Genomic DNA, 26787 nt, shown 5'->3' on the forward strand with positions numbered 1-26787 from the left:
GCCTGTCGTGCCTGGCCGGCGGAAGCGGACTAGATCACGGTGCTGACATCGTTGTCAATACCCGTGACGCAAGCGGCTGTTCAGCAGCGCGGCGGGAGGGCGCGCCGGTCCGGTGGCGGCGGTCAGGCCGGGGGCGGGTCCGCCGGGGCGGCCCGCCGGAGCACCATGAGCGAGTCCTCCGCACCCGCCACCATCGCGAACGGGAACCGGTCCGACTCCAGGCAGAGCACGACGTCTTCGGGGGTGGAGCCCTCGCGCACCCCCTGCCTCAACTCGGCGGCGGAACGCGACGCGCCGGCGCGCCGCAGGTACGGGCCGGCGTCCACGGTGCCCCCGCCGGCCCTCCGCGCGATGTACTCGGCGCACGCCAGATCCTCCTCGGCGCGACCGCCCCCTCCGGTGACCACGAACGTGACGCGCTCGCAGGCGCGCTCCCGCAACAGCCCGGCCGTCGCCCCCGCCACCACGAAGCTCGCGCACAGCACCAGGGAGGCGTCCTTGACGGCGAGGGCGCCGACGGTGCCCGCCGTGGTCTTCTGGACGACGGTGCGCCCGGCGAGGTGCGTCCCGCGCAGCAGGGCAGGGGAGTTGACCAGGTCGAATCCGGGTGCGGGCGGCCCGTCCTTGAGGGTCAGCCAGTCGGGATGCCGCGCCTTGAGCGCCAGCGCGTCCTGCAACGACTCGGCGAGGACGACCCGTTCGGCGCCCCGGGCGAACGCCCAGGCGGCCACCGTGTACGCCCGCATGACGTCCACCACCACGGCCACGTCCGGTACGTCCGTCAACTCGGCGATGCCGAGGAAGCGAGACTCCATCCGGACATGATGGGACACCGCGGGTGCCGGGGCACGCGACTTTTCACGCCGTCCCCGGACGCGGGTGGACCGGCGATTCGGGGGCGGCGGAACGGAAGACGGCACGGGGATGACCGCCCGCGTGCAAGGATGCCGTGTGTGACCGGATTGTCTTCCCCGCCCGTCGCCGAGGGCACTGCCGACCGCCCCGGTCTGGGGTCCCGCCTCGCCGCCGTCCTGGTGTTCGGGGCCTCGGCCGCGGTGCTGGTCGTCGAGATCGTCGCCCTGCGCCTGCTGGCCCCGTACCTGGGCCTCACCCTCGAGACCAGCACCCTGGTGATCGGCATCGCCCTCACGGCGATCGCGCTCGGCTCGTGGCTGGGCGGGCGCGTCGCCGACCAGATCGACCCGCTGCGGCTCATCGGCCCCGCGCTCGGCGTCTCGGGCGCGGTCGTGGCCCTCACCCCGGCCGTGCTGCGCGGCATCGCGGAGTGGGCGCGCCCGCTGCTGATCCTCGTCGCGGCACTGACCATCCTGGTGCCGGGCGCGCTGCTGTCCGCGGTGACGCCACTGGTGACCAAGGTGCGGCTCACCCGCCTCGCCGAGACCGGCACGGTCGTCGGCCGGCTGTCGGGCGTCGGCACCGTGGGCTCCATCGTCGGCACCGTCCTCACCGGCTTCGTGCTCCTGTCGAGACTGCCGGTCAGCGGCATCCTGTTCGGTCTCGGCGCCCTGCTGGTGATCGCGTCGGTGCTGGTCACCTGGCGGCTGCGCGCCCGGAGCGGCGCCGCGCCCGCCCTCGCCCTCGCCCTGGCGGCGGGCGGCCTGACCGCCTCCGTCGCGCCGGGCGGCTGCGACGTCGAGACGCGGTACCACTGCGCCGAGGTCGTCGCCGACCCCGCCCGCGACGGCGGCCGCACGCTCGTGCTGGACGGCGTGCGGCACTCCTACGTCGACGCCGACGACCCGACCCACCTGGAGTTCACCTACGTCAAGGCCGTCGCGTCGGTGGCCGACGCCGCCTTCCCCGAGGGCAGGCCCCTCACCGCTCACCACCTGGGCGGCGGCGGCCTCACCCTGCCCCGCTACCTCGCGGCCACCCGCCCCGGGACGCGCAGTGCGGTGTCCGAGATCGACGACGGCGTCGTACGGATCGACCGCGAGCGGCTCGGTCTGCGTCCGCAGCCCGGCGTCGACGTCCGCACCGAGGACGGCAGACTGGGGCTGAAGCGTCGGGACACCGACGCACTCGACCTCGTCGTCGGCGACGCCTTCGGAGGCGTCAGCGTCCCGTGGCACCTCACCACGGTCGAGGCACTGACGGAGGTGCGGCGCGTCCTCGCCCGGGACGGCCTCTACGTCGTCAATCTCATCGACCACGGCGAGCAGGCCTTCGCGAAGGCCGAACTGGCCACGCTCCGCGAGGTGTTCGACCACGTCGCCCTCCTCGGCGAACCCGTCGACATCGGCCTCGCCCGCACCGGCGCACCCGCGGGCGGCAATCTCGTGGCCGTCGCCTCCGACCGCCCCGTCGACCTGGCCGCCGTCCAGAAGGCGCTCGACGCCCGCCGCACCGGCTGGAGGACCGCCACGGGCGAGGCCCTCACCACCTGGACCGCCGGCGCCCCCGTCCTCACCGACGACTACGCCCCCGTCGACCAGCTCCTCCAGCCCCATGCCACGCGGAGCCGCCGCTGACCGCCCGCGTGCCGTTTCCGTCCAAGACGGCCGCCCCCGCCTCCCCCCAGCGTGGACGCCACAGCTCAGCGGGCCTGTGGAGGCGGCACGGGCGCCGACCCGGCCCGGGTCCCGTGACCGCCGCGTACGCCGTCCCGTCCTGCTGCCGGAGAACCAGCCCCAGCCGCGCCCCGGCGACGGACGTCATGCTGGTGACACGCTCGCTGGTGCACGTCCACACGGTGTCGACCCACGGAGAGTCGGACCGACGCGTCTCGAACTGCAGCCCCACGCCCGCAGAACCCGCCGGTAGGCGTCAGTCCGGGGGCGCGGGGAACTGCGCGACCGGCCACGACGAACCCGACTCCGGCGCGCTGCCCGGGCCCGGTCGCTGGGCGAGCCCTTCCGCCACCAACCCCCTCAGCACGGCCTCCCCCAGTGCCTCCACCGCGGAGCGAGGCCGCACCATCACGGTGAACTCCTTGATCGACCCGTCCTCGTCGAAGTGCAGCAGATCGATCCCGTGGATCTCCTTTCCGCCCACGGTCGCCCGGAAGACCAGCACGGCCGACGGCGACGTCATCCCCTCCGCGCTGGTCTGCGCCGCACCCGTGCACTCACCGACGTACCGGAAGTCCTCGAAGGTCCGCAGCAGGACGCCGAAGAGCCCCATGACCGTCGCCCTGCCCTCGAACGGCGTGAATTTCACGGGGCTGTACAGGCGGATGTCGTCGGTGAACAGCTCCTCCAGCGCAGCCGGATCGCGAGCGTCGACGGCTGCACGGAAACGGTCCGCGGTGTCCACGGCGCCACCACCTCAGGTAGTCATGGGTATGAATAGTCAGAAGAATGACTATCATGGGCGGTCCGCGAGATGACAGAGGCAAGGCAGCCGCAGGCGGAAGGGATCGCATGGCACTCAGGCACGCCGTGCTGGCGGCGCTGCTCGACGGCGAGCTCAGCGGCTATCAGCTGGCCAAGGCGTTCGACGTCGGCGTGGCCAACTTCTGGTACGCCCAGCCGCAGCAGCTGTACGCCGAGCTCACCCGGCTGGAGCGGCAGGGCCTCGTCGCGGGCCGGGAGGTGGTGCAGGAGAGCCGCCCCAACAAGCGGCTGTTCCACGTCACCGACGCAGGACTCGCCGAGCTGGAAGCCTTCACCGCCGCCTCCGCCAAGCCCGCCTTCGTCCGCGACGACCTCATGGTCAAGGTCCAGGCGGCCGACAGCGTCGACACCGCCACCCTCGTCGGCCAGCTCGCCGAACGCGCCGAGATCGCCCGCGCCCGTATCGAGCTGTTCGAGGCGCTGCTCCGGCGTCTGCGCGGCGACCGCAGCGAGGAGGACTTCCTCCGCCACGGCGACCGCATCGGTCCCTACCTGACCTGTCTGCGCGGCGTGGCCTTCGAGCAGGAGAACCGCGACTGGTGCCTGCGGACCGTTGCCGTCCTGGAAGAGAGACGGCACAGCCGTGCCCGGAACTGAGGCGACCTACCTCCGCTACGTCGCTCTCGGCGACAGCCAGACCGAGGGCGTCGGCGACGGCGACGACGTCACCGGTCTGCGCGGCTTCGCCGACCGCCTCGCCGAGCACCTGGCCCGGCACGAGCCCGCCCTCCAGTACGCCAACCTGGCGGTGCGGGGCCGCCTCGCCGCCCAGATCCACACCGAGCAGCTGCCCCCCGCCCTCGCGCTGCGGCCCGACCTCGCCACCGTCGTCGCAGGCGTCAACGACCTGCTGAGACCCCGCTTCGACGCCGACGAGGTCTGCGCTCACCTGGACGCCATGTTCGGGGCGCTCACGGAGCAGGGCGCCCGGGTCGCCACGCTCACCGTCCCGGACCTCTCCCGCCTCTGTCCCGTCGCACGGCCCCTGATCCCGCGCGTCACGGCCCTCAACGAGGGCATACGCCGCACCGCACGCCGGCACGGAGTCGTCGTCGCGGAAGCGGCCCTCCATCCGGTCGCGGGCGACCCCCGGCTGTGGAGCCCCGACCGCCTCCACGCCGGCCCCCTGGGCCACGAGCGCATCGCCGCCGCCCTCGCCCACGCCCTACGGCTGCCCGGCGGCGACGACGCCTGGACCCGCCCCCTCCCGCCGCAGGCCCTGCCCACCGGTTTGCGCGCCGTCGGCACCGAACTCCGCTGGCTGGCAGGCTTCCTGGGGCCGTGGCTGCTCCGCCGCCTGCGGGGCCGCTCGTCCGGTGACGGCCGCACGGCCAAGCGCCCGCTCCTCCACCCGGTACTGGACGACCGCCGCCCTGTGACGGACGGCTGACCGGCGGCACACGGGACCTCATGCGCTCGCGGCGGATTCGGCCGTGCCGACCGGCCCCCTCGTGAACGGGTGCCGCGGGCCGGCCAGAACCACCGGTGCCGGTCCCTCGTGATCACGTCGGGCGCCCCGAGCGGGGGTGCGTGGCGCCCTCGGCGGCCGTACGCAGGTAGTGGTGCAGACCGCGGGTGGGGAGCGTGAAGGTGTGCCCGCCTTCCTGTGGCGCCCGTGGCGTCGTCCCGCTCATCGACCCCACCCGGCTCTCGCCCATCAGCGGGTGAGCCACGACTCCCCTTCTCGTGCGCTGACCCGGCCGTCCGCCGCTCGGTGGATCAGTCCGTGCGTCTGCGCAGCAGCGCGAGCTCGTGGTTCAGCTCGGCGAGGAAGCGGACGACCACGCGCAGTTCCTCGGTCGTGAAACGCCCGCGCGCCGTGTCGGTGCTGCGCGCGAGCGGCTGGAAGTACTCCCGCGCCAGGCTCTTGGCCCGGTCCGCGTACTCCAGATGCACCACACGGCGGTCGTCGACCGCCCGGACACGCCGGATGTGCCCCGCCCGCTCCAGGCGGTCCAGGCATGCTGTCATCGCGCCGGAGGTGAGGTTGAGCTGTTTGCGCAGACGGCCGGGTGTCATGGGTGCGTCGGGTCCGCCGCCGTCGAGGATCGCTATCAGGGCGAGCATGTCGGTGTGGTGCAGACCGTGCGCCTGAGCGAACTCCTGGACGATGCGGTTGAACTCGCCGGTCATCCGGCGCAGTTGCACCGCGAATGACTGCAGCCCGGTCGGGCACTCCTCGGGCGGAGGAGGCGCTGGGGTTTGTGAGCCGCTCATAGCGGCCAGTATAGGATCACTCGATGATTGACATAATCGACCGTCGACATAATCTCTCGCGTCATAGGAACCCACATGACAACCGCACCACGGCGGGCCCGGTGGCTCGTACCGCTCGCTCTGTTGATCGTCTGGCTCGGCGTGGGCGGAATGCTCGGCCCCTACGCGGGCAAACTGGGCGAGGTGGCCACCAACGACCAGGCCTCCTTCCTGCCCCAGAGCGCCGAGTCCACACAGGTGCTCGACGAGCGCGAGGCGTTCGACCAGCAGGAGACGCTGCCCGCGATCGTCGTGTGGACCGCGGACGGCGAACGGATCACCGACGCCCAGCGCTCGGCCGCCACCCGCGCGGTCGCCGGGCTCGCCGGTGAGCCCGGCGTCGTCGGCGAGCCCTCGCCCGCCTTCCCCTCCGAGGACGGCAAGGCCCTGCAGTCCGTGGTGCAGGTGGAGCCCGACCTCGGTGATGGGCTGGCCGACGTCGTCGACGAGGTGCGCGAGGCCGCGGGCGCCGTCGACGGCACCACGGCCGAGGTGGCGGGCCCCGCGGCCAGCCAGGTGGACCTGTCCGACGCGTTCGCCGGCATCGACGGTCTGCTGCTCGGAGTGGCCCTCGCCGCCGTGCTGGTGATCCTCCTGCTGGTCTACCGCAGTGTCCTGCTGCCCTTCGTCATCATCCTCGGCTCCGTCTTCGCGCTCGGTCTGGCCTGCGCCATCGTCTACGTCCTCGCCGACCGTGACGTGGTGCGCGTCGACGGCCAGGTGCAGGGCATCCTGTCCATCCTCGTGATCGGCGCGGCCACCGACTACGCCCTGCTCCTCGCCGCCCGCTTCCGCGAGGAACTCGCCGTGCGGGGCGACCGGTTCGCCGCCGCGCTCGCCGCCGTACGCCGGTCCTTCGGCGCCATCACCGCCAGCGCCGCCACCGTCGCCCTCGGTCTGCTGACGCTGCTCGTCAGCGACCTCACCAACAACCGCGCCCTCGGCCCGGTCGGCGCCATCGGCATCGTGTGCTCCGTGCTGTCCGCGCTCACCTTCCTGCCGGCCGCCCTCGCCCTGCTGGGCCGCAGCGCGTACTGGCCCGCCAAGCCCAAGGAGTCGGACGCCACCGTCGAAGGACACAGGGTGTGGCGCCGCGTCGCCGCGACCGTCGACCGCAAGCCGCGCCGCGTGTGGGTGGTGACCGCACTGGTCCTGGCCGTCTTCGCGGCCTTCTCCCCGTCCCTGTCCGCCAAGGGCACCCCGCTCGACGAGATCTTCGTCAACGACGCGCCGTCCGTCGCCGCGCAGAAGACACTCGGCGAGCACTTCCCCGGCGGATCCGGCAACCCGGCCGTCATCCTCGCCGACGCCGACCGGCTCGACGAGGTCACGGCCGCCGCGAACAAGACCGAGGGAGTGGCCTCCGCCGCCACCGTCTCCGCCTCCGGACGGCCCGGCGGCGGGGAGCCCAAGATCGTCGACGGGCGGGTGCGCGTCGACGCCACGCTGGAGGCCGCCGCCGACAGCGACGCCGCGAAGCAGACCGTCGAACGGCTGCGGGACAACCTGCACGGCATCCCGGGCGCCGACGCCCTCGTCGGCGGTTACACCGCCCAGCAGGTCGACACCCAGCAGACCGCCTCCGACGACCGCGCGCTGATCGTGCCGATCGTCCTCGTCGTGATCCTGCTGATCCTCGTCCTGCTGCTGCGGTCCGTGATCGTGCCGGTGCTGCTGGTGGCGACCGTGGGGCTCAACTTCCTGGCCACCCTCGGCGTCTCCGCGCTGGTCTTCCAGCACCTCTTCGGCTTCAGCGGAACGGACGCGTCGGTCCCGCTGTACGGCTTCGTGTTCCTGGTCGCCCTGGGCGTGGACTACAACATCTTCCTGATGTCCCGGGTCCGCGAGGAGGCCCTGTCGCACGGCACCCGCCAGGGCGTGCTGCGCGGTCTGACCACCACCGGCGGCGTCATCACCTCGGCCGGCGTGGTGCTCGCCGCGACCTTCGCCGCGCTGATGGTGATCCCCCTGGCCTTCCTGGTCCAGATCGCCTTCATCGTCGCCTTCGGCGTCCTCCTCGACACCCTTGTCGTCCGGTCCCTGCTGGTCCCGGCCCTGGTGATCGACATCGGCCCGAAGGCCTGGTGGCCGGGCACGCTGTCCCGCCCGACGCCCCCGGAGAACCCGGACACGACGGCCCCCGAACGTACGTGACACAACCGGGAAGGGGGCGGGCGGCCAGGCGGCTGCCCGCCCCCCTTCCCGTGCCGTGAGATCGTCCCGGGCGTGCCCGAGTCACGGATGATCGGGGGCGGCGGGGCCGGCGCGGTGCCGCCGGAAGCCGTTCCGCGGGCGCTGCGAGCACGAGTCGACGCAGGGCACGGGGAGACGTGGCTGACGAGTGCGGGCGGACGCCCCCTCGGCTTCGTGACGAACGGCGGGCGGGCCCTGGTGGTGCCGCTCGCGGACGAGAACGACCCGGGCGCCGGAGGCGTGGGCGAGGGCTCCTCCTCGCCCACGGCCGGCACGGCCGTCACCGGAACGAGGACACCGTGCCCCTGACCGAGGTGTTCCGGCTCGTGGAGCACAGCGTGCGCACGGGCGACTGCCCCCCGGACGCACGTCGGGCCGTCGGCCGCTGACTCAGCGGCCGACAGCCCGATGCCGTCCGGTCCTCCTGCGTCACGCGGACGGATCCTTGCCGCAGGCGGCAGCGGGCGTCTCCTGCCCCGGCACCCGTTCGGCGCCCCCGCCCGTGGAGGTGAGCACGACCTTGGACGCGCGGCTGTCCCGGTCCAGGTAGCCGCCCGTCGCGGCGAGGGCGAGGCCGACGACCGCCAGGGCGGCGCCGACCAGCGTGGGCGAGGACCAGCCCCAGCCCGCCGCGATGACCAGGCCACCCAGCCAGGCGCCGCCCGCGTTCGCGAGGTTGAAGGCGGAGTGGTTGGACGCGGCCGCCATCGTCGGGGCGTCCTGCGCCTTGGTCATCAGCAGCATCTGCACCGGCGTGGTGATCAGCGAGCTCAGGCCGCCCGTGATCGTGATGACGACGAGCGCCGGCACCAGGTGCCCGATGACGAAGTGCAGCGTCACCAGCGCCACCGCGAGCAGCGCGAACCCGCCGTACAGGGTGGGGCGCAGCGCCCGGTCGGTGAGCGGTCCCGCGACGAGCGTGCCGAGGGTCATGCCGACGCCGAACAGCGCGAGGACCACGGTCGTGGAGGAGTCCGAGATCCCCGTGAGGTGGGTCAGCATCGGCACGAGGTAGCTGTACATGGCGAAAAAGCCGCCGAACCCGACGACCGCCGTGACCAGCCCGAGCAGCACCTGCTTGTTCTTCATCGCGCGCAGTTCGTGCAGGACTCCCGCCTGCTCGCCCCGCGGCTGGTGCGGGACGAGCCGCACCAGCGCCACGAGGGCGAGGACGCCGATGACGGCCACCGCCGCGTACGCGGACCGCCAGCCGAACTGCTGCCCGAGTGCCGTCCCGGCGGGGACGCCGACGATGTTGGCGACCGTGAGGCCGAGGAACATCATCGACACCGCACGGGCCGCCCGGTCCGACGCGACCAGCTTGGAGGCGACGACCGCGCCGACGCCGAACAGCGCCCCGTGGGGCAGCCCCGCCAGGACGCGCGCCGCGAACAGCAGCCCGTAGTCCGGCGCGAGCGCCGAGGCCACGTTCCCGACGACGAACAGGCCCGTGAGCATCAGCAGCAGCCGCTTGTGCGGCACCCGCGCACCGATCGCGGTCAGCAGCGGCGCGCCGATCACCACGCCCAGCGCGTAGGCGGAGACGAGGTTGCCCGCGGCCGGCACGGACACCGCCAGACCGTCGGCGATCTGGGGGAGGAGCCCCATGGTGACGAACTCGGTCGTGCCGATGCCGAACGCGACGACGGACAGGGCGAACAGGGCCAGGGGCATGCGGAGGGGACCTTCCGAAGAGGAGCCGGGTGGGGGCGCACACCGTCGGGCACCGCGTCACCGGTCATCGTCCGGTGGCAGCGGTGCCTGGTCGGTGGGGGCGGTCCGGCGCCGGTCCTCGTCGTCCGTGCGTGGTTGCCGCGTGCACCAGCCTGCCAGATCACCACACGGACGGGGGAACCGGGCGGTCACAACGCCCGGCCCCTGTGCCTGCCCCACCCCTGCGGCACGTGGTGCGCGACGACCCACCGCGATTCAGCCGGGCTCGCCGTGGAGCACCCCCAGCAGACGCGCCACCGCCTCCGCGACGGCGTCCCGCGCCGGACCGAGGTACCTGCGCGGGTCCACGGCCGACGGATGCGCGTCCAGGTACGTCCGCGCGGCCAGCGTGAACTGCTTGTTCAGGTGGGTGGAGACGTTGACCTTCGTCATGCCGGCCCGCACCGCCCGCGCCAGCTCCGCGTCCGCCACGCCCGACGAGCCGTGCAGCACCAGAGGCACGCTCACCGCGTCGCGCAGCGCCGAGACGAGGGAGAAGTCCAGCACGGCGTCCCGGGTGGTCATGGCGTGCGAGCTGCCCACCGCCACGGCCAGCGCGTCGACCCCCGTGGCGGCGACGAAGTCCCGCGCCTCGGCCGGATCGGTCCGCACCCCGGGCGCGTGCGCCCCGTCCTTCCCGCCGACCTCTCCCAGCTCCGCCTCCACCCACACCTCCCGGGCGTGGCAGTACTCGGCGACCTCACGGGTCGCCCGCAGATTCTCCTTGTAGGGGAGCGTGGAGGCGTCGAACATCACCGACGAGAAACCCAGCCGTACGGCCTCGCGCACGAGGTCCACGGACTCCGCGTGGTCGAGGTGCACGGCGACGGGGACCGGCGCGCGGCGCGCGACGGCGAGGGTCGCCAGCCCGATCGGCTCGAGCCCGCCGTGGTAGCGGACGGTGTTCTCGCTGATCTGCAGGATCACCGGGCGGCCCGCGGCCTCCGCGCCGCCGACGATCGCCTCGGCGTGCTCGAGCTGCACCACGTTGAACGCCCCGACACCGACGCCGGCGCGGGAGGCGGGGCCGACGATGTCGTCAGTGGGGCTGAGGGGCATGGAGGTCCTCCACAGTCACGGTGGTACGGAGACGTTCGTAGGCGGCGGCGTCGACCTCGCCGGCCACGGGGCGGACGACGGCGGCGGCCGACAGGGCCACCGCCTCGCGCAGGACGGCCGGCCAGCCCGCGCCGTCGGCGAGCCCCGCCGCGAGCGCGGCGACGCAGGCGTCGCCCGCCCCGGTGGGATTGCCGGCCAGCCGCTCGGGCGGCACCGCCCGCCTGCGGCCGTCGGGTGTGACGGCCAGGAGCCCGCCGGGTCCTGAGGACACCACGACGGACCGTGCGCCGAGGGCACGCAGCCGCTCGGCGCCCGCCCCGGCGTCCTCGGACCCGGTGGCGGCCAGGAGCTCGGCCGCGTTGGGCTTGACGACGTCGGGCCGTGCGCCGAGCGCGTCGAGCAGCGGGGCGCCACTGGTGTCCAGCACGGTCGGCGCCCCCCTCCCGGCAGCGGTGCGCACCAGGTGGGCGTACGCGTCCTCGGGCAGTCCCGGGGGCAGACTCCCGCAGAGCGTGACCGCCGACGCCTCGCGCACCAGCTCCGCGAAGCGCTCGGTGAACGTCCGCCATTCCCGCGGACTCACCCGCGGGCCCTGCTCGTTGAACACGGTGGCGTCCCCGTCGTCACCGGACACGACGGTCACGGTCTGCCGCGAGTCGCCCGCCACGGGGACGAGTTCGTCCCGCAGCCCGGGCACGGCGCGCAGGTCCTCATGCACCAGCGCGCCCGTGGGACCGCCGGCCAGCCCGGTGACGACGACGTCACGCCCCCGCCCGGCGAGCACCCGGGCCACATTGACGCCCTTGCCCCCGGCCCGCCGGTGGACGGACCCGACCCGGTGCGAGGTGCGGGGGCGCAGGGTGTCGACGCCGTAGGTGACGTCGAGGGCGACGTTCAGGGTGACGGTGAGGATCACGGCCGCCGGCCCTCCGCCCAGGGGCGGGCGCCCGCCGGCTCAGGCATGACCGTCCTGCAGGACGACGGACCGCGTGAGGTTGCGGGGCCGGTCCGGGTCGTACCCGCGTGCCTCCGCGCAGGCCACGGCCAGGCGCTGGGCGCGGATCAGGTCGGCGAGCGGGTCCAGGCTCCCGGCGGCGCCGGTGGAGTCCGCGACCAGGGCGCCGCCGACCCGGTCGACGTCGTCGGCCAGTCCCTCCGGAAGCCGGCCGAACACCCACGCCACGCGCCCGGGACCGGTGATGCTGATCGGGCCGTGGCGGTACTCCATCGCCGGGTACGCCTCCGTCCAGGCGCCCGCCGCCTCCCGCATCTTCAGCGCGGCCTCCAGCGCCAGCCCGCACGTCCAGCCCGTGCCGAGGAACGTGAACTGCTCCGCACCGAGCACGGCCCCGTCGAGCGTCACGTCCACGGCCCGCTCGGCGTCCCGGACGGCCGCCTCCAGCGGCAGCACACCCGCGGGCAGGGCGTCCTCCGACTCCAGATGGGCGCGCAGCAGCGCCAGGTTGGCGGTGGCGAACCGGGTCTGGACGACGGACTCCTCGTCCGCGAAGTCCAGGACGGCGACGGCGTCGGCCGCCCGCACGACCGGGGTGTCCGGGTCGGCGGTGACGGCCCCGGTGGCCACGGTGCCCTTGAGCCGGTGCAGCAGGTCGAGCACCTCGGTGGTGGTGCCGGACCGGGTGATGGCGAGGATCCGGTCGTACCGCCGGCCGGCGGGGAACTCCGAGGCGGCGAAGGCGTCGGTCTCCCCGTGGCCGCCGGTCTCACGCAGGACCGCGTAGGACTGGGCCATGAACCAGGAGGTGCCGCAGCCGACGACGGCGACGCGCTCGCCCCGCTTCGGCAGGGCCCCGGCCTGGCGCGGCAGGGACGCGGCGGCCTGGCGCCACACGGCGGGCTGGGAGGCGATCTCGGCCGAGGTGCGGGACGAACTGATGGCGGACAAGGCGATGTGCTCCTTCAGGAACGGGGGAGGGGGGACACGGCGCGGTCGGCCGGTTACTTCACCGCGCCGGCGGTCAGACCGGACACCACATGGCGCTCGATGAAGGCGAAGAGCACCACGACGGGCACGATCGCGATCACGGACGCGGCGAACAGGTAGTTCCACTGCACGGTGTAGTTGCCGATGAAGCTGTTGATGCCGACGGTCAGGGGCTGGCTCTCCGGGACGGTGGACAGGGTCAGTCCCATGACGAACTCGTTCCACGCGGCGATGAAGGTGAAGATGACCGCGGTGACCACACCGGGCAGGGCCAACGGCAGCGTCACCCGGAGCAGCGCGCCGCCCCGGCCGAGTCCGTCGATCATCGCTGCCTCCTCCAACTGCACGGGTATGGCGGAGAAATAGGCGGTGAGGATCCAGATCGCGAACGCCAGGTTGAACGCGGCGTTGCACAGCACCAGGGTCCACACCGAGTTGAGCATGCCCAGTTGGTGGAACTCGCGGTAGAGGCCCACCAGCAGCGAGGTCGGCTGGAACATCTGGGTGACCAGCACGAGCAGCAGGAACGCCTTGCGCCCGCGGTACCTGACGCGGGCCGTGTAGTACGCGGCCGGAATGGCGACGAGCAGCACCAGCAGCGTGGAGCCGCCGGCCACGAGGAGGGTGACGCGCAGGTTGCTGCCGAGGTTCGACTCCCGCCACACGTCGATGAAGTTGGACCAGGCGAAGTGGTCGGGCAGGTAGCCGGAGTCGCGCAGTTCCGAGGCGGGCCGCAGCGCGGTGATCACCATCTGCAGGTACGGCAGCAGGAACACGGCGGCGATCAGCCACGCGACGGCGGCGATGACCACCGTGCGGGGCCGCAGCGCGCGCGGGGGACGGACCGGGCGGCGCGCCTCGTTCCCGCGCGAGCGCTTCGTCCCGGGGCCGCCGACAGCGGCGGGGACCGTCTGCTGGGCCATCACGCCTCCTCCTGGTTCCAGCGGCTGACCTTGAGGAAGACCGCCACCATCACGACGACCAGGGCGAAGTTGACGACCGACATGGCCGCGGACTCCCCGATGTCGGAGCTCTTGAGCTGGTACATGAACACCGTGGTGGTCGCCGTGTCGCTGTCCGGGCCGCCCCGGGTCATGCCCCAGATCACGGGGAACGAGTTGAAGACGTTGATCAGGTTGATGACCACGCCGACCAGGAACGCCGGCCGCAGCAGCGGCAGCGTGATCCGGCGGTACGTCTGCCACACGCCGGCCCCGTCCACGCGCGCCGCCTCGTACACCTCGCCGGGCACCGTCTGCAACCCGGCGAGCAGCGTGTACGTGGTGAACGGCAGGGAGACGAAGACCGCGACGAACATCATCCAGGGCCAGGCGGTCGCCGGGTCGCCCAGCCAGTCCCTGGGGGAGTCGATGACGCCGAGGTCGGTCATCACCGTGTTCAGCACGCCGGCGGTCCGGTCGAGCATCCACTTGAAGCCGATGGCGGTCATCAGCACGGACGCCGCCCACGGGGCGATGAGCGCCCACCGGGTCACCCGGCGCCCGGGGAACCGCTGGTTGAACAGCTGGGCCAGTCCCAGGGAGATCACCATCGTCAGCGCGACCACGCCGACGGTCCACACGACGGTGGCGGTGATCACGGAGCCGAGGTCCGGCTCGTCGAACAGCTGCCGGTACTTGTCCAGGCCCGCCCAGCCCCGGACGAAGCCGCTGACGCTGATCTTCAGGAACGACGTGCGGACCATCTCGTAGACCGGCCACAGCACGACGGCCACGATGAGCAGGACGGCGGGGCCGATCCAGGGCAGCGGCCCCAGCCGGCCGAGGCCGGAGCGGCGGGCGCCGCTCCGGCCCGTGCGGGGCGGCCTGCGGCCGCCGGAGGTGACATTGCTGGACACGGGGGTGCCTTCCGTGTGTCGGTGTCCGCCGGACTACTGGTCGGCCGCGATCTGTTCGGCCTTCTTCTGCAGATCGCCGAGCACCTTGGCCGGGTCCTCCGCGACGGCCGTGCCGCCGCTCTTCTTGATCTCCGCGGAGACGGCGTCCCAACCGGTGTCGCCCAGCGGGTAGAAGGACGCCTTCGGCAGCAGCTCGAAGAACGGCTCGAGGTCCTTGTGCTTGCCGCTGGAGGTCATCTCCTGCAGCGTGTCCTCGGTGACGGGCATCAGGTTGTACATCTCGTCGAACTTCAGCGTGTTCTCCTTGGAGTACGCGAAGTCGAGGAACTCCTTGATCTCCTCCCGGTGACCGCGGTCCTTGAACGCCATCACCCAGTCGGCCACGCCGAGCGTGGAGTCGAGCGCGCCGTCCTTGCCGGGGATGGGCGCGACTCCGTAGTCGACGTTGCCGTCCTTGGACATCTGGATCAGTGAGGGGTGGCCGTTGAGCATGCCCACCTTGCCCGCGGCGAAGTCGGCGAACGCCGTCTTGCGGTCGGTGGCGGCCGGGTTGCCGTAGGTCAGGCCGGGCTCGACGAGGTTGGCGCGCAGCCACTGGAACGTCTCGACGTTGGCCCTGCTGTCGAGGGTGTACCTCCCGTCGGCGTCGGTGTAGCCGCCGCCGTTGCCGAGCTCCCAGATGAGGGTCTCGCCCTGCGCCTCCTCGGGGCCGAGCGGCAGTGCGTACGGAATGACGTCCGGGTTCTTCTTCTTGATCGCCTCGGCGGCCGCCTTGAGGTCCGCCCAGCTCTTCGGGGGCTCGGTGAGGCCGGCGTCGGCGAAGAGCTTCTTGTTGTAGAACAGGGCGCGGGCGGAGGAGACGAAGGGGATGCCGTACTGCACGCCGTCCACCTCGCCCGCCTCGGCGAACGTGTCGACCAGGTTGTCGCGGGTGGCGGGGGACAGCACCTCCTCGGCCTTGTACAGGAGATCGTCGGCGACCTTGTCGGCGTAGCCGCCGGTCTGCAGGACGTCCGGCACGTTGCCGCTCTGGATCATCGTCTTGACCTGTGCGTCGATGTCGTTCCAGTTGACGACCTGCACGTCGACCTTGATGTCCGGGTTGGCGGCCTCGAAGCGCTGCGCCACGTCCTCCCAGTAGACGGTGGAGCTGTTGGACGCCTTGTCGCCGTAATCGGCCGCGACGAGCTTCAGGGTCACGGTTCCGTCCCCGGACTCCCCGGCGCCACCGCCGCCGCACGCGGTCAGGACCAGGGCACCGGCCGCACAGGCCGCCGAGAGGACGAGCATTCTCTTCTTCACTGCCGTCTACCGCCTTGTCTCCACGAGCAATGCGTGAACATGCTCAATCAATGAGCTTTACGAGCAGCAATGAGCATCTGTCGTGTCGGGTAGTATTCAGGCGAACCGCAGGTCAGGTCCATACGCCGTTATCCGACCGTTGCCGAACGCGGGCGAGCAGACTGCATTGATATGCGCAGAGTGACAATTTTTCGAGCAGAACCACGCACGGTGTTTCCCCGAGGCGTCGCCGTCCGGCGTGTCCCTTACCGTGTCCGGAGCGCAGTACCGAGGCCGAGGGAGTCCGAGACATGTCCAAGCACGAGCGGTGGAGCAAGCTGCTGGAACTGCTGGCCGGCGAGGGCAGGATCGACGTCGACGACGCGGCCTGCGCACTCGACGTCTCCCCGGCGACCATCCGCCGCGACCTCGACGAGCTCGCCGAGCAGCAGATGCTGGTCCGCACCCGCGGCGGCGCCATCGCGCACGGCGTCTCCTACGAACTGCCCCTGCGCTACAAGTCCTCCCGGCACGCCCCCGAGAAGCAGCGCATCGCGACCGCCGTCGCCGGGATGATCGCCGACGGCGACGTGGTGGGGCTCAACGGCGGCACCACCACGACCGAGGTGGCCCGTGCCCTGGCCCTGCGGGCGGGCGGCAACCGCGAGGGACGGGGGCGGCGCGAGCCGGCCGAGACGTCGGCGCCCGCGTACACGGTCGTCACCAACGCCCTCAACATCGCCGGCGAACTCGCGGTCCGCCCCCAGGTGAAGATCGTCGTCACCGGCGGCGTCGCCCGCCCGCAGACGTACGAACTCGTCGGACCGCTCACCGTGGGCGTCCTCAACGAGGTCGTCCTCGATGTCGCGGTCCTCGGAGTCGACGGCGTGGACCCGCGGCTGGGGCTGATGACCCACCAGGAGGACGAGGCCAGCGTCAGCCGGCTGTTCGCCGAACGGGCGCGCCGCGTCATCGTGGTCACCGACTCCTCCAAGATGGGCCGGCGCGCCTTCGCCCGGATCTGCGGACTGGACCGCGTCGACGTGCTGGTGACCGACTCCGGCCTGCCCGCCGAGACGGCCGCCCGCCTCGGCGAGGCGGGCATCAAGGTCCACGCCGTCTGACGCCCGCCCCTACGGGGCGACGGCCATGGCGAAGACGTGGACGTTCCCGTTGGACGGCAGCACCACGAACGCCACCTGTTTCGACGCGTCCAGCGGCACGGAGTGGGCGAAGATCCGGTAGGCGATCCCCGCGTTGCCGTACCCGTCCGGCCGGTTGCGGCCGTCGGTGGACGCCACCAGGGTCGCGCCGTGCGCGTCGGCCGGGTCGAACGACCAGTTGGGGAACCCGAAACGGCCGCGGCTGCTGGTGCCGTCGGTGTAGTGGACGGTGGCCGTGCCGGTGGCCGCGCTGCCGACGCCCGACCCGAGGAACACGAGCCTGCTGCCCCGACCGCTCAGGGCGATCGCCTGACCGGCGGACGAGACGTTGCCCGGGGTGCCCGGCGCCGCCTCGGGCCAGGTGAGCTCCGCGCCGAGGGCGCGGACGGTGGCACCGGGCGTCAGCCCGACGGCGGCCAGCTTCTGCGCGGAGAAGCTGTTGCCCTCCCCGTCGTAGTCGCCGGGCGCCGTGTCACCCTCGTCGGTGACGCCCGCGTTGTCGTAGGCGGCGGCGAGATCGCGCAGCGGACTGCCGACGACCTCGGTACGGGTCCCGGTCGCCGAACCGGCCCCGTCCCCACCGCTGTAGGTCGCCGTGGCGGTGAACGTGCGCAGTACGAACCCGGGCCGCTGCTCCGGCACCCGGACACGGAACGCGGCCTCGGCGGACGCGCCCGCGGCGAGCGAGCCGGACACGGCGGCGACGGACGGCTGCACCGCCCAGCCGACGGGCCCCGCGAACGCCACCTTCAGCGACCGCATCCGCTGCGGCCCGGCGTTCTTCACGGTCACCGTGACGGTCGAGATCGCCGGACCGTCCAGGTCGACGGGCGAGACGGACACCTCGGTCCGCGCGGCCGGCGCGTCCGCCGGAGACTCGGCGGCGGTGGCGGCGGGCGCCGCGACGAGCGCCAGGGAGGCCGCCACCGCCACGGCTCTCAGCGCTCTGAGGGGACTGACCCAACGGGTCGCCTTCATACGTCACACTCCTTCGGTCGAGTGGTCCGGAACGCCGCTCACGCGACGGGAGGCATGGCCGACTCGCGGGAGTCCAGACCCATGCGGAGGTTGACCCAGGAACCGCGGGTGAAGTCCGGGTACGCCACCGGACGGCCCCCGGCGGCAAGGGACGTGACGCTCAGCGGCACCGGCGCGCACCAGGCGGCGGAGTCGTAGACGTCGATGTCCGGCACCAGACCGGCCCGCATCACCTGCACGGTGCGCCACTGCAGGATGTAGTCCATGCCGCCGTGGCCGCCGTTGTTCGCGGCGTCGTCGCCGATCGTCTTCCACAGCCAGTGGTCGAACTCCTTGCGGTAGGCGTCGAAGGCGCGCCAGGAGTGCCCGCCGTGGTCCGGCTCGACGTAGATCCGGCCCCCGGTCGCCGACGTGCCCGCATAGTCCTCGAAGATCCCGCGGCTGCCCGCCAGACTGTTGATCCTGCTGTACGGCCGCGGCGAACTGACGTCGTGCTCCGCCCGGATCACCCGCCCCTTGGCGGTGTCGATCAGACAGGTGACGAGGTCACCGTTGATGTAGGTCTCCTTCCACGAGGGATGGGACCGGTCGATGAAACGCTCCCGGTAGTCGGCGAGCCCCTTCGGCTCGGTGGCGGTCGCCCGCAGCACGGTCATGCGGTCACCGCGGTTGATGTCCATCGCGGCGGCGATCGGCGCCAGTCCGTGCATCGGGTAGAACGACGCGGTGCTGCGCGTGTGCCACAGCCGGCGCCAGGAGTCGGTGTAGTACGTGTCGGAGAACAGCAGCTCGCGCAGATCGTGCAGGTAGCCCCCGTGGCCGTTGGTGACGTCGCCGAACATTCCGTCGTGCGCCATCTTCAGCATGGCCAGCTCGTTGCGGCCGTAGGAGCAGTTCTCCGCCAGCATCAGGTGGCGGCGGGTGCGCTCGGAGGTGTCGACGAGGTCCCACAACTCCTCCAGCTCGGTGGCGACGGGCAGCTCGACGATGGCGTGCTTGCCGGCCTCCAACGCCGCCTTGCCCTGCTGGTGGTGGAACTCCCAGGGCGTGGCGATGTACACGAGGTCGATGTCGTCCCGCTTCAGCATCTGCGCGTAGGCGTCCGCGGAGCCGCCGTACTCGGCGGGACGGGGCCTGCCCAGGGCGACGAGCCGGTTCGCCACGGACGCGGCACGGTTGGCGCGGATGTCGCAGACGGCGGTCACCCGGCATCCGGGAACGGCCGCCCAGCCCTCCGCCATCCCCGACCCGCGGTTGCCGAGACCGATGATCCCCACGCGGACGGTCTCATGGACGTCGAACGGCACGTCGATCATCGAGCGCTGGCCGCGACGGCGCGGAGGAGTGCGCACCGGCAGCGGCGCGTGTGCGCCGACGGCTCCGGCCGCCGGCGCAGCGTGCGCCCCGCCGGTGGCCGCGACACCGGCGGCCGCGGCACCGGTGGCCAGGGCGCCGCCCAGGAGCAACCGGCGGGATACTTCGGGGAGTTCGGGCATGAGTGAACGCTCCTTCGGTCCGACGAACCAAGCATCACTGGCGGCAATGACTCTGGCGGGAGCGAGGGAGGCATGTCAATAGTTGCTCAAAGCGCCGACACTTCGAGCAGGAATGCGCAAACGAATCGCGCTCGCGCGCTTCGCTGTCGATCCGGCTGTCGACGCACCGCCTCGTCGATCCGGACGGACGCGACCTGACCGCTCAGCGCCGCGGCGTGTCCCCGACCGAACCGAGGAACTCGATCACCCGCCGAGTGAGGAGCCCCGCGGCCTCCGGTGCGTAGGACGGGAGCGAGCGGTCCGCGAACAGATGCCGATCCCCCGGATACAGGAACAGCTCCGCGTCACGTGAGCCGGTGACCAGCGCACGGGCGGCGTCGGCGTCCTCGGTGAAGAACGGATCGTCCTCCATCGCGTGCACCTGCACCGGCACACCGTCCGGCCAGGCCGCACCGAACTCGGACACCGGGAGGCAGGCGTGCACCAGCAGCGCGCCCCGCGCCCCGCCCCGCGTCTGCGCCAGCTGCTGCGCGGCCGTCACCCCGAGCGAGAAACCGGCGTAGACGACGTCACGGGGGAGGGTCTCGGTCGCGCGCACCCCGCGAGCGGTGACCTCCTCGAACCCGATCCGCTCCACATGCGCCATCCCCGCCTCCAGCGAGTCGAAGGTGCGCCCGTCGAACAGATCGGGGGTGTGCACGGCGTGCCCCGCCGCACGCAGCTCGTCGGCGAAGGCGACGACACCGGAGGTCAGCCCCTGCGCGTGAGGGAACAGTACGACGTCAACCATGCCCGAACCTTTCGCCTGGGACCGCTTGCGCGTACCCCGCGGATGATGTGAGGGCTCAGGCTAACCAAAGCAAACCGAACACAGTGTCGATTTCTGAGGAGCGGCTGAGGACGCTCGAACCGGCGACGCCACCGGCTCGAGCGCGCACTCGGTCCGCTGGGACGCTGTGCGCGCCGCCGACTCGTCACGCGGGGACACTCCTTCAAGGGCGACGAGAACCGTCCCCCCGATCACCGCCACCCCTCCGGCCAGGCCTAGACACGCACTTGTGCCTGCCCCGTCGCCCCCCGGCATCACCGCACCTGTTCCCGCTTCAACTCCTCCAGAAATCACGACGCGGCAGTTCGACCCATGCATCGGCCGGTCCCACGACGGCACGGCGGTCGGTGAGCCGCAGTCCGGCGTAGGCGCAGGAGTAGGCCACGGCGTGGTAGCGGTACAGGTAGGCGGTCAGCACCTCTTCCGTCGTGTCACCCTGCCGCGGCCCTCCGCCGGGGTGCAGGTCGGACGCCTCGATCACGCCGTCGCGAACGATGCGGCCCTGGTTTCCGCTCTTCGGATTGGCGTACAGGCCGTAGCACACCGTGCCCTCGGACAACCGACGGAGAACCCCCGTCATGTCCGGCGCGTACCCCCAGGGCTGTGTGACGACGCAGCCACCGGGAACGGTCGTCACGCCGACGATCCGCAGACTCTCGTCCATGTCATAGGAGTACGGATCGTCCAGGAGCAGGCCGACGACGTCACCCGCCGCCGGCGTCGCCTCGAGCCGCCGCACCGCTTCGGCGGCATCGATCCCGGCGACGCAGGCAAGCCCCGTGCCGTCGTAGTGAAAGGTGCCCAGGGCAGCGGTGAGCCGGTGTGCTTCCTCGGCAGCCGCCCGCTCGGCATCGGTCAGGCGCACCCCGTCGGGCACGGGAAACAGATCAGGCGTAGGCCCGGCAAGGCTGAGCCGCCCCGGCGACCAGCCCCCGAGCGCCGGACGCCACGGATCGGCCCCGGCGGCAGCCAGCGCCCGGGCGTTCTCCGGCTTGTGGTGCACCACGGCCTCCCACAGCGCCGTCACCCCGTCCTCCAGGGCGTCCACGTCCGCGACCCGCCCGGCCAGCTCCGCGACGACCTCCGGCGACCCGAGCACAGCGGCGCGGTGCAACGGCCGCCCTCCGCCGCCCCACCTCTCCGGGTCGGCCCCGGCGTCCAACCGCCGCCTCACCACGCCGACATCGGCCCAGTCCCACCCCGGACCGGCCCAGCCGTCATTCCTCCCCGACACACGACCCCCTTCAGACACGGCCCACGATCACGTCTCCCACACTGGCACAGGGGACTGACAACCGGGCGGTACCCGGTCGTCAGAGGCACCCGCCGGCCCCTTTTCCGGTTCCGGGACATCGGACTCGTCGGAGTCGCATCAGCCGCAGGGGGGAGCGACGGAGTACACGTACCGTCTCCCGCAGCCGTGCACGGAGTTCCTCGTCGATGAGCGAGCAGGACCGGCCGCCCCCCGTCGACAGCCCGCACCTCGATGCCGGTCCGCTCGTTCGTCCCGCCGTGTACACCGGGGGTGAGACATTATCGGCGGAGTCGCACACGCATCCGCCACCTCCCGTCGCGCGCGCCGCGCACGGCGGACGGGGCTGAAGCCAAGGCATGGGGAGAGAGTGTCGGGACGCATGGAGTGGATGACACCGCGGCAGGCCGCGCCGCTGGCGCGCTGCGCGGCCGTGTTCGAACCGGGTGACCCCGCCCGCACCGGCCGGGTCGCCTTCTGGGACCCGGCCGGCGGCACACCGCCCCGGGCGCCGGGCGGCGAAGCGGGCGAGGCGGACCTCGTGGTCCCGGACGGCGACGGATACGCCGTCCGGACCGTGCCCGTACTGCGCCTGACCCCGGCCCACGCCCTGCCCGCCCTCCTCCACGCCCGCCGCACGGCCACGGCCACCAGCGACGGCCTCACCGGCGGCGACGGAACCCCGCCGCACCGCGCCGCCGCCTTCTGGGGAGCCGTCACCGCCCTCGCCCTGCACCTGATCGCCCGCGAACGCCTGCTCCCCGGTGTTTCCCCGGCCGGCTACGACACCTGGCGGGCCGGCCCGTTCGACGCCGACGACATCGCCCGCATCCGCGAACTCGCCGACTCCGCCCCCGGCGAGGCCGTCGCCGTGCCCGGCACCGAACCGACGGCATCGGTGCGCGCGTTCCTCGACGCCGTGGCCGACACCCTCCCGCGCACCCCTGCCGCCGAACTCGCCACCGGACGTGCGGCGTTCGCCGCGACCGCACCCCAGCACGTACCGCAACTGCGCGCCTGGGCCGAGGAGATCTCCGCCGGGCTCGACTCGGGCGTGCGGATGTCCCTGCGCGTCGAACTCACCGACGCCCCCGGCACCCCTGGTGACGCGGAGCCGCCCCGTCCCCGCCTGGTGCCCCGCGCCCACAGCCTGGCCGACCCGACCCTGGCCCTGGACGCCGACGAACTGTTCGCCCGCGCCGATCACGCGCTCGGACCGCGCGCCCAGGCCGACATGGTCCTCGCCGTCCGCCGTGCCGCGAGCGTGTGGGAGCCGTTGGGACGGCTGCTGCCCGTACCCACCGCCCTGGACCTGGCCGACGAGGAACTGCGGGACCTGCTGGGCGGGGCCGCGGGCCGGCTGGCCGGGCACGGCATCGACGTCACCTGGCCCGAGACGGCCACCGGGGCGCTCACGACCCGCGCGGTGGTCGGCGCCGACCGGGTGCCGCCCGCCGACCTGCGCTCCTTCTTCGGCGGAGACGGCACCGTCGACCTGCGCCGGCGCATCGAACTGGACGGTGAACCCCTCACCGAAGAGGAGGCGGCGGCCGTCGCCGAAGGCGGGGCGGTGGTCCGGCTGCGCGGCCGCTGGATCCTCGTCGACGCCGGCGTCGCCCGCAAGGCCCGCGAACGCAGGCTGCCGCCGCTCACCGCGATCGAGGCGCTCGCCGTCGCCCTGACCGGCCACACCGACATCGGCGGGGAGCGGGTACGGGTGACGCCCAGCGCGTGGCTGGACGCCCTGCGCCGCGCCCTCGCCGATCCCGACCGCGGCGACGGACCGGTGGCACAGCCCGCCCGCCTGACCGCCACCCTGCGCGACTACCAGCTGCGCGGCCTGCGCTGGATGGACCGCATGACCTCCCTCGGCCTCGGCGGCTGCCTCGCCGACGACATGGGCCTGGGCAAGACGATCCAGTTGATCTCGCTGCACCTGCTGCGCCAGGAACGCCCCGAGCACCGCGGCCCCACCCTGGTCGTCTGCCCCGCCTCCCTGCTGGGCAACTGGGAACGCGAGGTCGGCCGCTTCGCCCCGGGCACCCCGGTACGCCGCTACCACGGCCCCGGCCGCACCCTCGACGGCGCCGACGAGGGCTTCGTCCTCACCACGTACGGCACCATGCGCCTGGACGCCGACCGGCTCGGCGCGCACGCCTGGGGCCTGGTCGTCGCCGACGAGGCCCAGCACGTGAAGAACCCCCACTCCTCCACCGCCAAGGCGTTGCGGCTGATCGGCGCCCGCGCCCGCATCGCGCTCACCGGCACCCCCGTGGAGAACAACCTCTCCGAACTGTGGGCGGTCCTCGACTGGACCACGCCCGGACTCCTGGGCACCCACGGCAGGTTCCGCAAGCGCTGGATCACGCCCATCGAGGCCGAACGCGTCCTCGCCGCGGACGGGGACGGCGAGCAGCACACCGCCCGCCTCCTGTCGGAACTGGTACGGCCGTTCCTGCTGCGCCGCCGCAAGACCGACCCGGGCATCGCGCCCGAACTGCCGCCGAAGACCGAGACGGACCGGCCGGTCGCGCTCACCGCCGAGCAGGAGACCCTCTACCGCGAGCAGGTCGAGACGGTCACGGGCGAGATCCGGGCCGGCGCGGGCGGCATCGCCCGCAGCGGCCTGGTGCTGAAGCTGCTCACCGGCCTCAAGCAGATCTGCAACCACCCCGCGCAGTTCCTCAAGGAAGGGGCGGACGCGGCGCTCGCGGGCCGCTCCGGGAAGCTGGAGCTGCTCGACGAACTCCTCGCCACCATCACCGCCGAGGGGGGCGCGGCCCTGGTCTTCACCCAGTACGTGACCATGGCCCGCCTCCTCGAACGCCATCTGCGCGAGCGCGGCACCGCCGCCGCCCTCCTGCACGGCGGCACCCCGGTGGCCAAGCGGGAGGAGTTGGTGCGGCGGTTCCAGGACGGCGAGTTCCCCGTCTTCCTGCTGTCGCTGAAGGCGGCCGGCACCGGCCTGAACCTCACCCGCGCCGACCACGTCGTGCACTACGACCGCTGGTGGAACCCGGCCGTCGAGGCGCAGGCCACCGACCGCGCCCACCGCATCGGCCAGACCAGGCCGGTGCAGGTGCACCGGCTGATCGCCGAGGGCACCGTCGAGGACCGCATCGCCGCCCTGCTGGAAGCGAAGAAGGAACTCGCCGACGCCGTCCTCGGCTCCGGCGAGCAGGCCCTGACCGAGCTGACCGACGACGAGCTGGCCAACCTGGTGGAACTGAGGAGCACGGCATGAACGAGGCACAGGGCAGCGGCGCACGGGGCTTCCCCGCCTTCGCGGCACGCCGGGGCGGCAGTGCCCGCGGCCGGTCCTTCTGGGCCAGGGCGTGGGTCGAGGCCATGGAGGACGTCTGGCCGGAGGAAGGCCCCCTGAAGAAGGGGCGCTCCCTGGCCCGCACCGGCCGCATCGGCCCGATCACGGTCAGCCCCGGCCGGGCGGCGGCGGAGGTGCACGGCGGTGAGGAGACGTACCGTACGCGGCTGACGCTGACCGTCCTGGACGACGACGAGTGGGACCTCCTGTGGGAGAAGACCGTCGGCCGGCCCGCCGAGACCGGGGCACTGCTGGCCGGCGACCTCCCTCAGGACCTGCTGGAGGCCGTCGAGGACGCCCGGGTCCGCCTGCTCCCCGGCTACGGCGACCTCGACGCCGACTGCGACTGCGACGCCCTCGACCACCCCTGCCCGCACGCCACCGCACTCGCCTACCAGGTGTCCTGGCTGCTGGACACCGACCCCTGGCTGCTGGTCCTGATCCGCGGCCGCGGCGAGCAGGAGGCGGTGGAGGAACTCAGGTCGGCGGTGCTGCTGAGGGCGTTGGCAGGTGACGACGAGGACGGTGAGTCGGGGGAGACGGAAGAGGGCGGGAGCCGGCCCGAGGCGACAGCCGGCACCCCGGACCCCGACGCGTACGCCGCGCAGCGCGCCGCCTACTCCCGCCCCACCACCGCACTGCCCGCCCTCCCCCCGCTGCCCGAACCACCCACCGCTCCCGAGGAACCGCTGACCGGCATCGAGGCCGACCCGCTGGACCGGCTCGCCGCGGACGCGGCCCTGCACGCCCGCGAACTCCTCGCCCACGTCCACGGGTTCGGCGCCGCACCACCGGAACCGCTCGACCTCTGGCAGGACACGGTGCGCCTGGCGGCCACCCACCCCGACCCACGCGCCGTGCAGCGGCTCCGCGAGGGCTGCGGCCGCCCCGGCGAGGACCTCGACCGCGCCGCGGCCGCGTGGCGCACCGGCGGCCGGGCCGCACTGGAGACCCTGGAACACTCCTGGACCCCGCCCGAACAGCAGGCCGCCCGCGCCCGCACGGCGCTCACCGCGGCCTGGGAGGCGGAGGAACTCCCCCCGATCGACGTCGACGGCAACCACTGGACGCTCACCGGCCGCGACCTGCAACTCCGTCTGGGCCGCGACGGCCGCTGGTACCCCTACCGCCGCCGCGACGACCAGTGGTGGCCGGCCGGCCCCCCGTCCGCCGGCCCCGCCGAGGCGCTCGCCGACCTGACCGGCCCGGCGGCCGACGACGAGAACACTGGGGGTGACCTACCCTGACACGGTCCCAGGCTTGCCGCGGTGGCGGAGTCAGGCAGTCCGGTGAAGATCGGATCGTGGACGGCACCGTCGAGCAGCCGGGACGTCTCGACGGAGCGGGGGTCATGACTGACTTGTTCGTAGGCATGGCGACGCGGCTGCCGACCGGCGGGGTCGAGTCACGGGCGGAATCGATTCCGACCGGGCTGGTGATCGCGGTCAGTTGGCGATCACGCCGGTCGATCCCTTCCTCACGCGTGTCCCAGCCGGGAAACGGTCCGTCTGCGACGAATGCCTGCACCTCAGGTCTCATGCCTGATCATCGTCTTCGCCGCTGACCCGCACCGCCCGTGAAGTCAGCCCCGGGACGGGACCGGGCGGGAACCAGGTGCCCGCCGTACCGCCGAACCCGTCCGGTGAGTGTGCGATTCGGGGGTACACGGGGGCGCATGGCACCGAAGAGTGAACGTACTCAGATCATGCGGGCCGTGCGGCAGCTCCGCCGCATCCGGTCCTTCTACGCCGCGGCGATGGTGTTGTGGGCCGGCTCGGCCGCGCTGACTGCCTGGCAGACGTCCGGGGGCCGGCAACTGTGGGTCTGCGTCCTCCTCCTGGCCGTCTTCGCCGCGTTGTTCGTCACGGCGAGCGTTGCTCTACGGCGCCTCGCCGTCCCGCCCGCTGACCGACCGGTGCGCCGTGCTGCCCAGCCCCCGGTCTCGAACACCCGCCGCCACGCCCCTGCTTGAGCGCTTTCTGGCCGGGGGCCCGAACCCCGAGTCCTGGGATGTGACGTCCGGCGCGGTGGAGCCACCCGTGATGGCTCCGCCGCGCATCAGCGTGCCTGTATGCTCCGGCGATCA

At 72.9% G+C, this 26787-nt stretch carries 24 protein-coding genes; 9 read left to right on the forward strand and 15 right to left on the reverse strand.

Going from position 1 to position 26787, the window contains the following annotated elements:
• Positions 1 to 122: 122 nt before the first annotated feature.
• The gene (locus ACWH4W_RS21210; RefSeq protein WP_473077286.1) at positions 123 to 815 is read right to left on the reverse strand and encodes a 2-phosphosulfolactate phosphatase; all 693 of its coding nucleotides are present in this window, start codon (positions 813 to 815) and stop codon (positions 123 to 125) included.
• A 138-nt stretch (positions 816 to 953) separates the two neighbouring features.
• Here ACWH4W_RS21210 and ACWH4W_RS21215 point away from each other — a divergent pair, with 138 nt between their 5' ends.
• Complete coding sequence (locus tag ACWH4W_RS21215; RefSeq protein WP_473077287.1) at positions 954 to 2492, forward strand: fused MFS/spermidine synthase; 1539 nt, start codon at positions 954 to 956, stop codon at positions 2490 to 2492.
• A gap of 295 nt (positions 2493 to 2787) precedes the next feature.
• On the opposite strand, the gene ACWH4W_RS21220 is transcribed toward ACWH4W_RS21215, so the two are convergent.
• Positions 2788 to 3276 (reverse strand): nuclear transport factor 2 family protein, encoded by a 489-nt coding sequence (locus tag ACWH4W_RS21220; RefSeq protein WP_473077288.1) that lies wholly within the window; start codon positions 3274 to 3276, stop codon positions 2788 to 2790.
• A 107-nt stretch (positions 3277 to 3383) separates the two neighbouring features.
• On the opposite strand from ACWH4W_RS21220, the gene ACWH4W_RS21225 reads away from it, so the two are divergent.
• Both ACWH4W_RS21225 and ACWH4W_RS21230 read left to right on the forward strand, forming a co-directional pair.
• Entirely contained in the window at positions 3384 to 3953 is a 570-nt protein-coding gene (locus tag ACWH4W_RS21225; RefSeq protein WP_473077289.1) for a PadR family transcriptional regulator, read from the forward strand.
• Positions 3940 to 4746: an SGNH/GDSL hydrolase family protein gene (locus tag ACWH4W_RS21230; protein WP_473077290.1), complete on the forward strand. Its 807-nt coding sequence runs from the start codon at positions 3940 to 3942 to the stop codon at positions 4744 to 4746. The genes ACWH4W_RS21225 and ACWH4W_RS21230 overlap by 14 nt, the downstream gene beginning before the upstream one ends.
• Before the next feature lie 112 nt (positions 4747 to 4858).
• Here ACWH4W_RS21230 and ACWH4W_RS21235 read toward each other — a convergent pair whose 3' ends face one another.
• Both ACWH4W_RS21235 and ACWH4W_RS21240 read right to left on the reverse strand, forming a co-directional pair.
• Positions 4859 to 5029 carry a hypothetical protein gene (locus ACWH4W_RS21235; RefSeq protein WP_473077291.1) on the reverse strand — a complete coding sequence of 57 codons (171 nt, stop codon included), beginning with the start codon at positions 5027 to 5029 and terminating at the stop codon, positions 4859 to 4861.
• A 46-nt stretch (positions 5030 to 5075) separates the two neighbouring features.
• Entirely contained in the window at positions 5076 to 5573 is a 498-nt protein-coding gene (locus tag ACWH4W_RS21240) for a MarR family winged helix-turn-helix transcriptional regulator (RefSeq protein WP_473077292.1), read from the reverse strand.
• A gap of 75 nt (positions 5574 to 5648) precedes the next feature.
• Here ACWH4W_RS21240 and ACWH4W_RS21245 point away from each other — a divergent pair, with 75 nt between their 5' ends.
• Positions 5649 to 7766 (forward strand): MMPL family transporter, encoded by a 2118-nt coding sequence (locus tag ACWH4W_RS21245; protein WP_473077293.1) that lies wholly within the window; start codon positions 5649 to 5651, stop codon positions 7764 to 7766.
• Positions 7767 to 7838: 72 nt separating this feature from the next.
• Complete coding sequence (locus ACWH4W_RS21250) at positions 7839 to 8114, forward strand: hypothetical protein (protein ID WP_473077294.1); 276 nt, start codon at positions 7839 to 7841, stop codon at positions 8112 to 8114.
• 120 nt (positions 8115 to 8234) lie between these two features.
• On the opposite strand, the gene ACWH4W_RS21255 is transcribed toward ACWH4W_RS21250, so the two are convergent.
• The 7 genes from ACWH4W_RS21255 to ACWH4W_RS21285 all read right to left on the reverse strand — a co-directional run bounded on the left by ACWH4W_RS21255 (position 8235) and on the right by ACWH4W_RS21285 (position 15682).
• Positions 8235 to 9479, reverse strand: coding sequence for an MFS transporter (locus tag ACWH4W_RS21255; RefSeq protein ID WP_473077295.1), 1245 nt, complete (start codon positions 9477 to 9479; stop codon positions 8235 to 8237).
• A gap of 255 nt (positions 9480 to 9734) precedes the next feature.
• Complete coding sequence (locus tag ACWH4W_RS21260) at positions 9735 to 10577, reverse strand: class II fructose-bisphosphate aldolase (RefSeq protein ID WP_473077296.1); 843 nt, start codon at positions 10575 to 10577, stop codon at positions 9735 to 9737.
• Positions 10558 to 11493 (reverse strand): 1-phosphofructokinase family hexose kinase, encoded by a 936-nt coding sequence (locus tag ACWH4W_RS21265; protein WP_473077297.1) that lies wholly within the window; start codon positions 11491 to 11493, stop codon positions 10558 to 10560. Before ACWH4W_RS21265 ends, ACWH4W_RS21260 begins: the two co-directional genes overlap by 20 nt.
• 39 nt (positions 11494 to 11532) lie before the next feature.
• Complete coding sequence (locus ACWH4W_RS21270) at positions 11533 to 12483, reverse strand: SIS domain-containing protein (RefSeq protein WP_473077298.1); 951 nt, start codon at positions 12481 to 12483, stop codon at positions 11533 to 11535.
• Positions 12484 to 12536: 53 nt separating this feature from the next.
• Positions 12537 to 13445 carry a carbohydrate ABC transporter permease gene (locus tag ACWH4W_RS21275; RefSeq protein ID WP_473077299.1) on the reverse strand — a complete coding sequence of 303 codons (909 nt, stop codon included), beginning with the start codon at positions 13443 to 13445 and terminating at the stop codon, positions 12537 to 12539.
• Positions 13445 to 14380: a carbohydrate ABC transporter permease gene (locus ACWH4W_RS21280; RefSeq protein ID WP_473077300.1), complete on the reverse strand. Its 936-nt coding sequence runs from the start codon at positions 14378 to 14380 to the stop codon at positions 13445 to 13447. Before ACWH4W_RS21280 ends, ACWH4W_RS21275 begins: the two co-directional genes overlap by 1 nt.
• A gap of 33 nt (positions 14381 to 14413) precedes the next feature.
• The gene (locus ACWH4W_RS21285) at positions 14414 to 15682 is read right to left on the reverse strand and encodes an extracellular solute-binding protein (RefSeq protein ID WP_473077301.1); all 1269 of its coding nucleotides are present in this window, start codon (positions 15680 to 15682) and stop codon (positions 14414 to 14416) included.
• Positions 15683 to 15972: 290 nt separating this feature from the next.
• Between ACWH4W_RS21285 and ACWH4W_RS21290 the strand changes: the two genes are divergently transcribed.
• On the forward strand, positions 15973 to 16785 hold the full coding sequence (locus ACWH4W_RS21290) for a DeoR/GlpR family DNA-binding transcription regulator (protein WP_473077302.1): 813 nt from the start codon (positions 15973 to 15975) through the stop codon (positions 16783 to 16785).
• Positions 16786 to 16794: 9 nt separating this feature from the next.
• Here ACWH4W_RS21290 and ACWH4W_RS21295 read toward each other — a convergent pair whose 3' ends face one another.
• The 4 genes from ACWH4W_RS21295 to ACWH4W_RS21310 all read right to left on the reverse strand — a co-directional run bounded on the left by ACWH4W_RS21295 (position 16795) and on the right by ACWH4W_RS21310 (position 21361).
• The gene (locus tag ACWH4W_RS21295) at positions 16795 to 17802 is read right to left on the reverse strand and encodes an NEW3 domain-containing protein (RefSeq protein ID WP_473077303.1); all 1008 of its coding nucleotides are present in this window, start codon (positions 17800 to 17802) and stop codon (positions 16795 to 16797) included.
• A 38-nt stretch (positions 17803 to 17840) separates the two neighbouring features.
• Positions 17841 to 19298 carry a Gfo/Idh/MocA family protein gene (locus ACWH4W_RS21300; protein WP_473077304.1) on the reverse strand — a complete coding sequence of 486 codons (1458 nt, stop codon included), beginning with the start codon at positions 19296 to 19298 and terminating at the stop codon, positions 17841 to 17843.
• Positions 19299 to 19500: 202 nt separating this feature from the next.
• Positions 19501 to 20088, reverse strand: coding sequence for a dienelactone hydrolase family protein (locus ACWH4W_RS21305; RefSeq protein WP_473077305.1), 588 nt, complete (start codon positions 20086 to 20088; stop codon positions 19501 to 19503).
• 313 nt (positions 20089 to 20401) lie between these two features.
• Positions 20402 to 21361 carry an ankyrin repeat domain-containing protein gene (locus ACWH4W_RS21310; protein ID WP_473077306.1) on the reverse strand — a complete coding sequence of 320 codons (960 nt, stop codon included), beginning with the start codon at positions 21359 to 21361 and terminating at the stop codon, positions 20402 to 20404.
• A 400-nt stretch (positions 21362 to 21761) separates the two neighbouring features.
• Here ACWH4W_RS21310 and ACWH4W_RS21315 point away from each other — a divergent pair, with 400 nt between their 5' ends.
• From ACWH4W_RS21315 to ACWH4W_RS21325, 3 genes are all read left to right on the forward strand, one after another.
• Entirely contained in the window at positions 21762 to 24623 is a 2862-nt protein-coding gene (locus ACWH4W_RS21315; RefSeq protein WP_473077307.1) for a DEAD/DEAH box helicase, read from the forward strand.
• Positions 24620 to 25948: an SWIM zinc finger family protein gene (locus tag ACWH4W_RS21320; RefSeq protein WP_473077308.1), complete on the forward strand. Its 1329-nt coding sequence runs from the start codon at positions 24620 to 24622 to the stop codon at positions 25946 to 25948. The genes ACWH4W_RS21315 and ACWH4W_RS21320 overlap by 4 nt, the downstream gene beginning before the upstream one ends.
• A gap of 428 nt (positions 25949 to 26376) precedes the next feature.
• The gene (locus tag ACWH4W_RS21325; protein ID WP_473077309.1) at positions 26377 to 26673 is read left to right on the forward strand and encodes a hypothetical protein; all 297 of its coding nucleotides are present in this window, start codon (positions 26377 to 26379) and stop codon (positions 26671 to 26673) included.
• The last annotated feature ends 114 nt before the right edge of the window (positions 26674 to 26787 follow it).

The organism is Streptomyces sp. DSM 120436, from assembly GCF_055778765.1.

Coding starts and splice junctions, on each gene's coding strand:
- ACWH4W_RS21325 (WP_473077309.1), top strand. CDS start 26,377: ATGGCACCGAAGAGTGAACGTACTCAGATCATGCGGGCCGTGCGGCAG.
- ACWH4W_RS21320 (WP_473077308.1), top strand. CDS start 24,620: ATGAACGAGGCACAGGGCAGCGGCGCACGGGGCTTCCCCGCCTTCGCG.
- ACWH4W_RS21245 (WP_473077293.1), top strand. CDS start 5,649: ATGACAACCGCACCACGGCGGGCCCGGTGGCTCGTACCGCTCGCTCTG.
- ACWH4W_RS21240 (WP_473077292.1), bottom strand. CDS start 5,573: ATGAGCGGCTCACAAACCCCAGCGCCTCCTCCGCCCGAGGAGTGCCCG.
- ACWH4W_RS21275 (WP_473077299.1), bottom strand. CDS start 13,445: ATGGCCCAGCAGACGGTCCCCGCCGCTGTCGGCGGCCCCGGGACGAAG.
- ACWH4W_RS21295 (WP_473077303.1), bottom strand. CDS start 17,802: ATGAAGGCGACCCGTTGGGTCAGTCCCCTCAGAGCGCTGAGAGCCGTG.
- ACWH4W_RS21225 (WP_473077289.1), top strand. CDS start 3,384: ATGGCACTCAGGCACGCCGTGCTGGCGGCGCTGCTCGACGGCGAGCTC.
- ACWH4W_RS21290 (WP_473077302.1), top strand. CDS start 15,973: ATGTCCAAGCACGAGCGGTGGAGCAAGCTGCTGGAACTGCTGGCCGGC.
- ACWH4W_RS21305 (WP_473077305.1), bottom strand. CDS start 20,088: ATGGTTGACGTCGTACTGTTCCCTCACGCGCAGGGGCTGACCTCCGGT.
- ACWH4W_RS21255 (WP_473077295.1), bottom strand. CDS start 9,479: ATGCCCCTGGCCCTGTTCGCCCTGTCCGTCGTCGCGTTCGGCATCGGC.
- ACWH4W_RS21315 (WP_473077307.1), top strand. CDS start 21,762: ATGGAGTGGATGACACCGCGGCAGGCCGCGCCGCTGGCGCGCTGCGCG.
- ACWH4W_RS21300 (WP_473077304.1), bottom strand. CDS start 19,298: ATGCCCGAACTCCCCGAAGTATCCCGCCGGTTGCTCCTGGGCGGCGCC.
- ACWH4W_RS21210 (WP_473077286.1), bottom strand. CDS start 815: ATGGAGTCTCGCTTCCTCGGCATCGCCGAGTTGACGGACGTACCGGAC.
- ACWH4W_RS21260 (WP_473077296.1), bottom strand. CDS start 10,577: ATGCCCCTCAGCCCCACTGACGACATCGTCGGCCCCGCCTCCCGCGCC.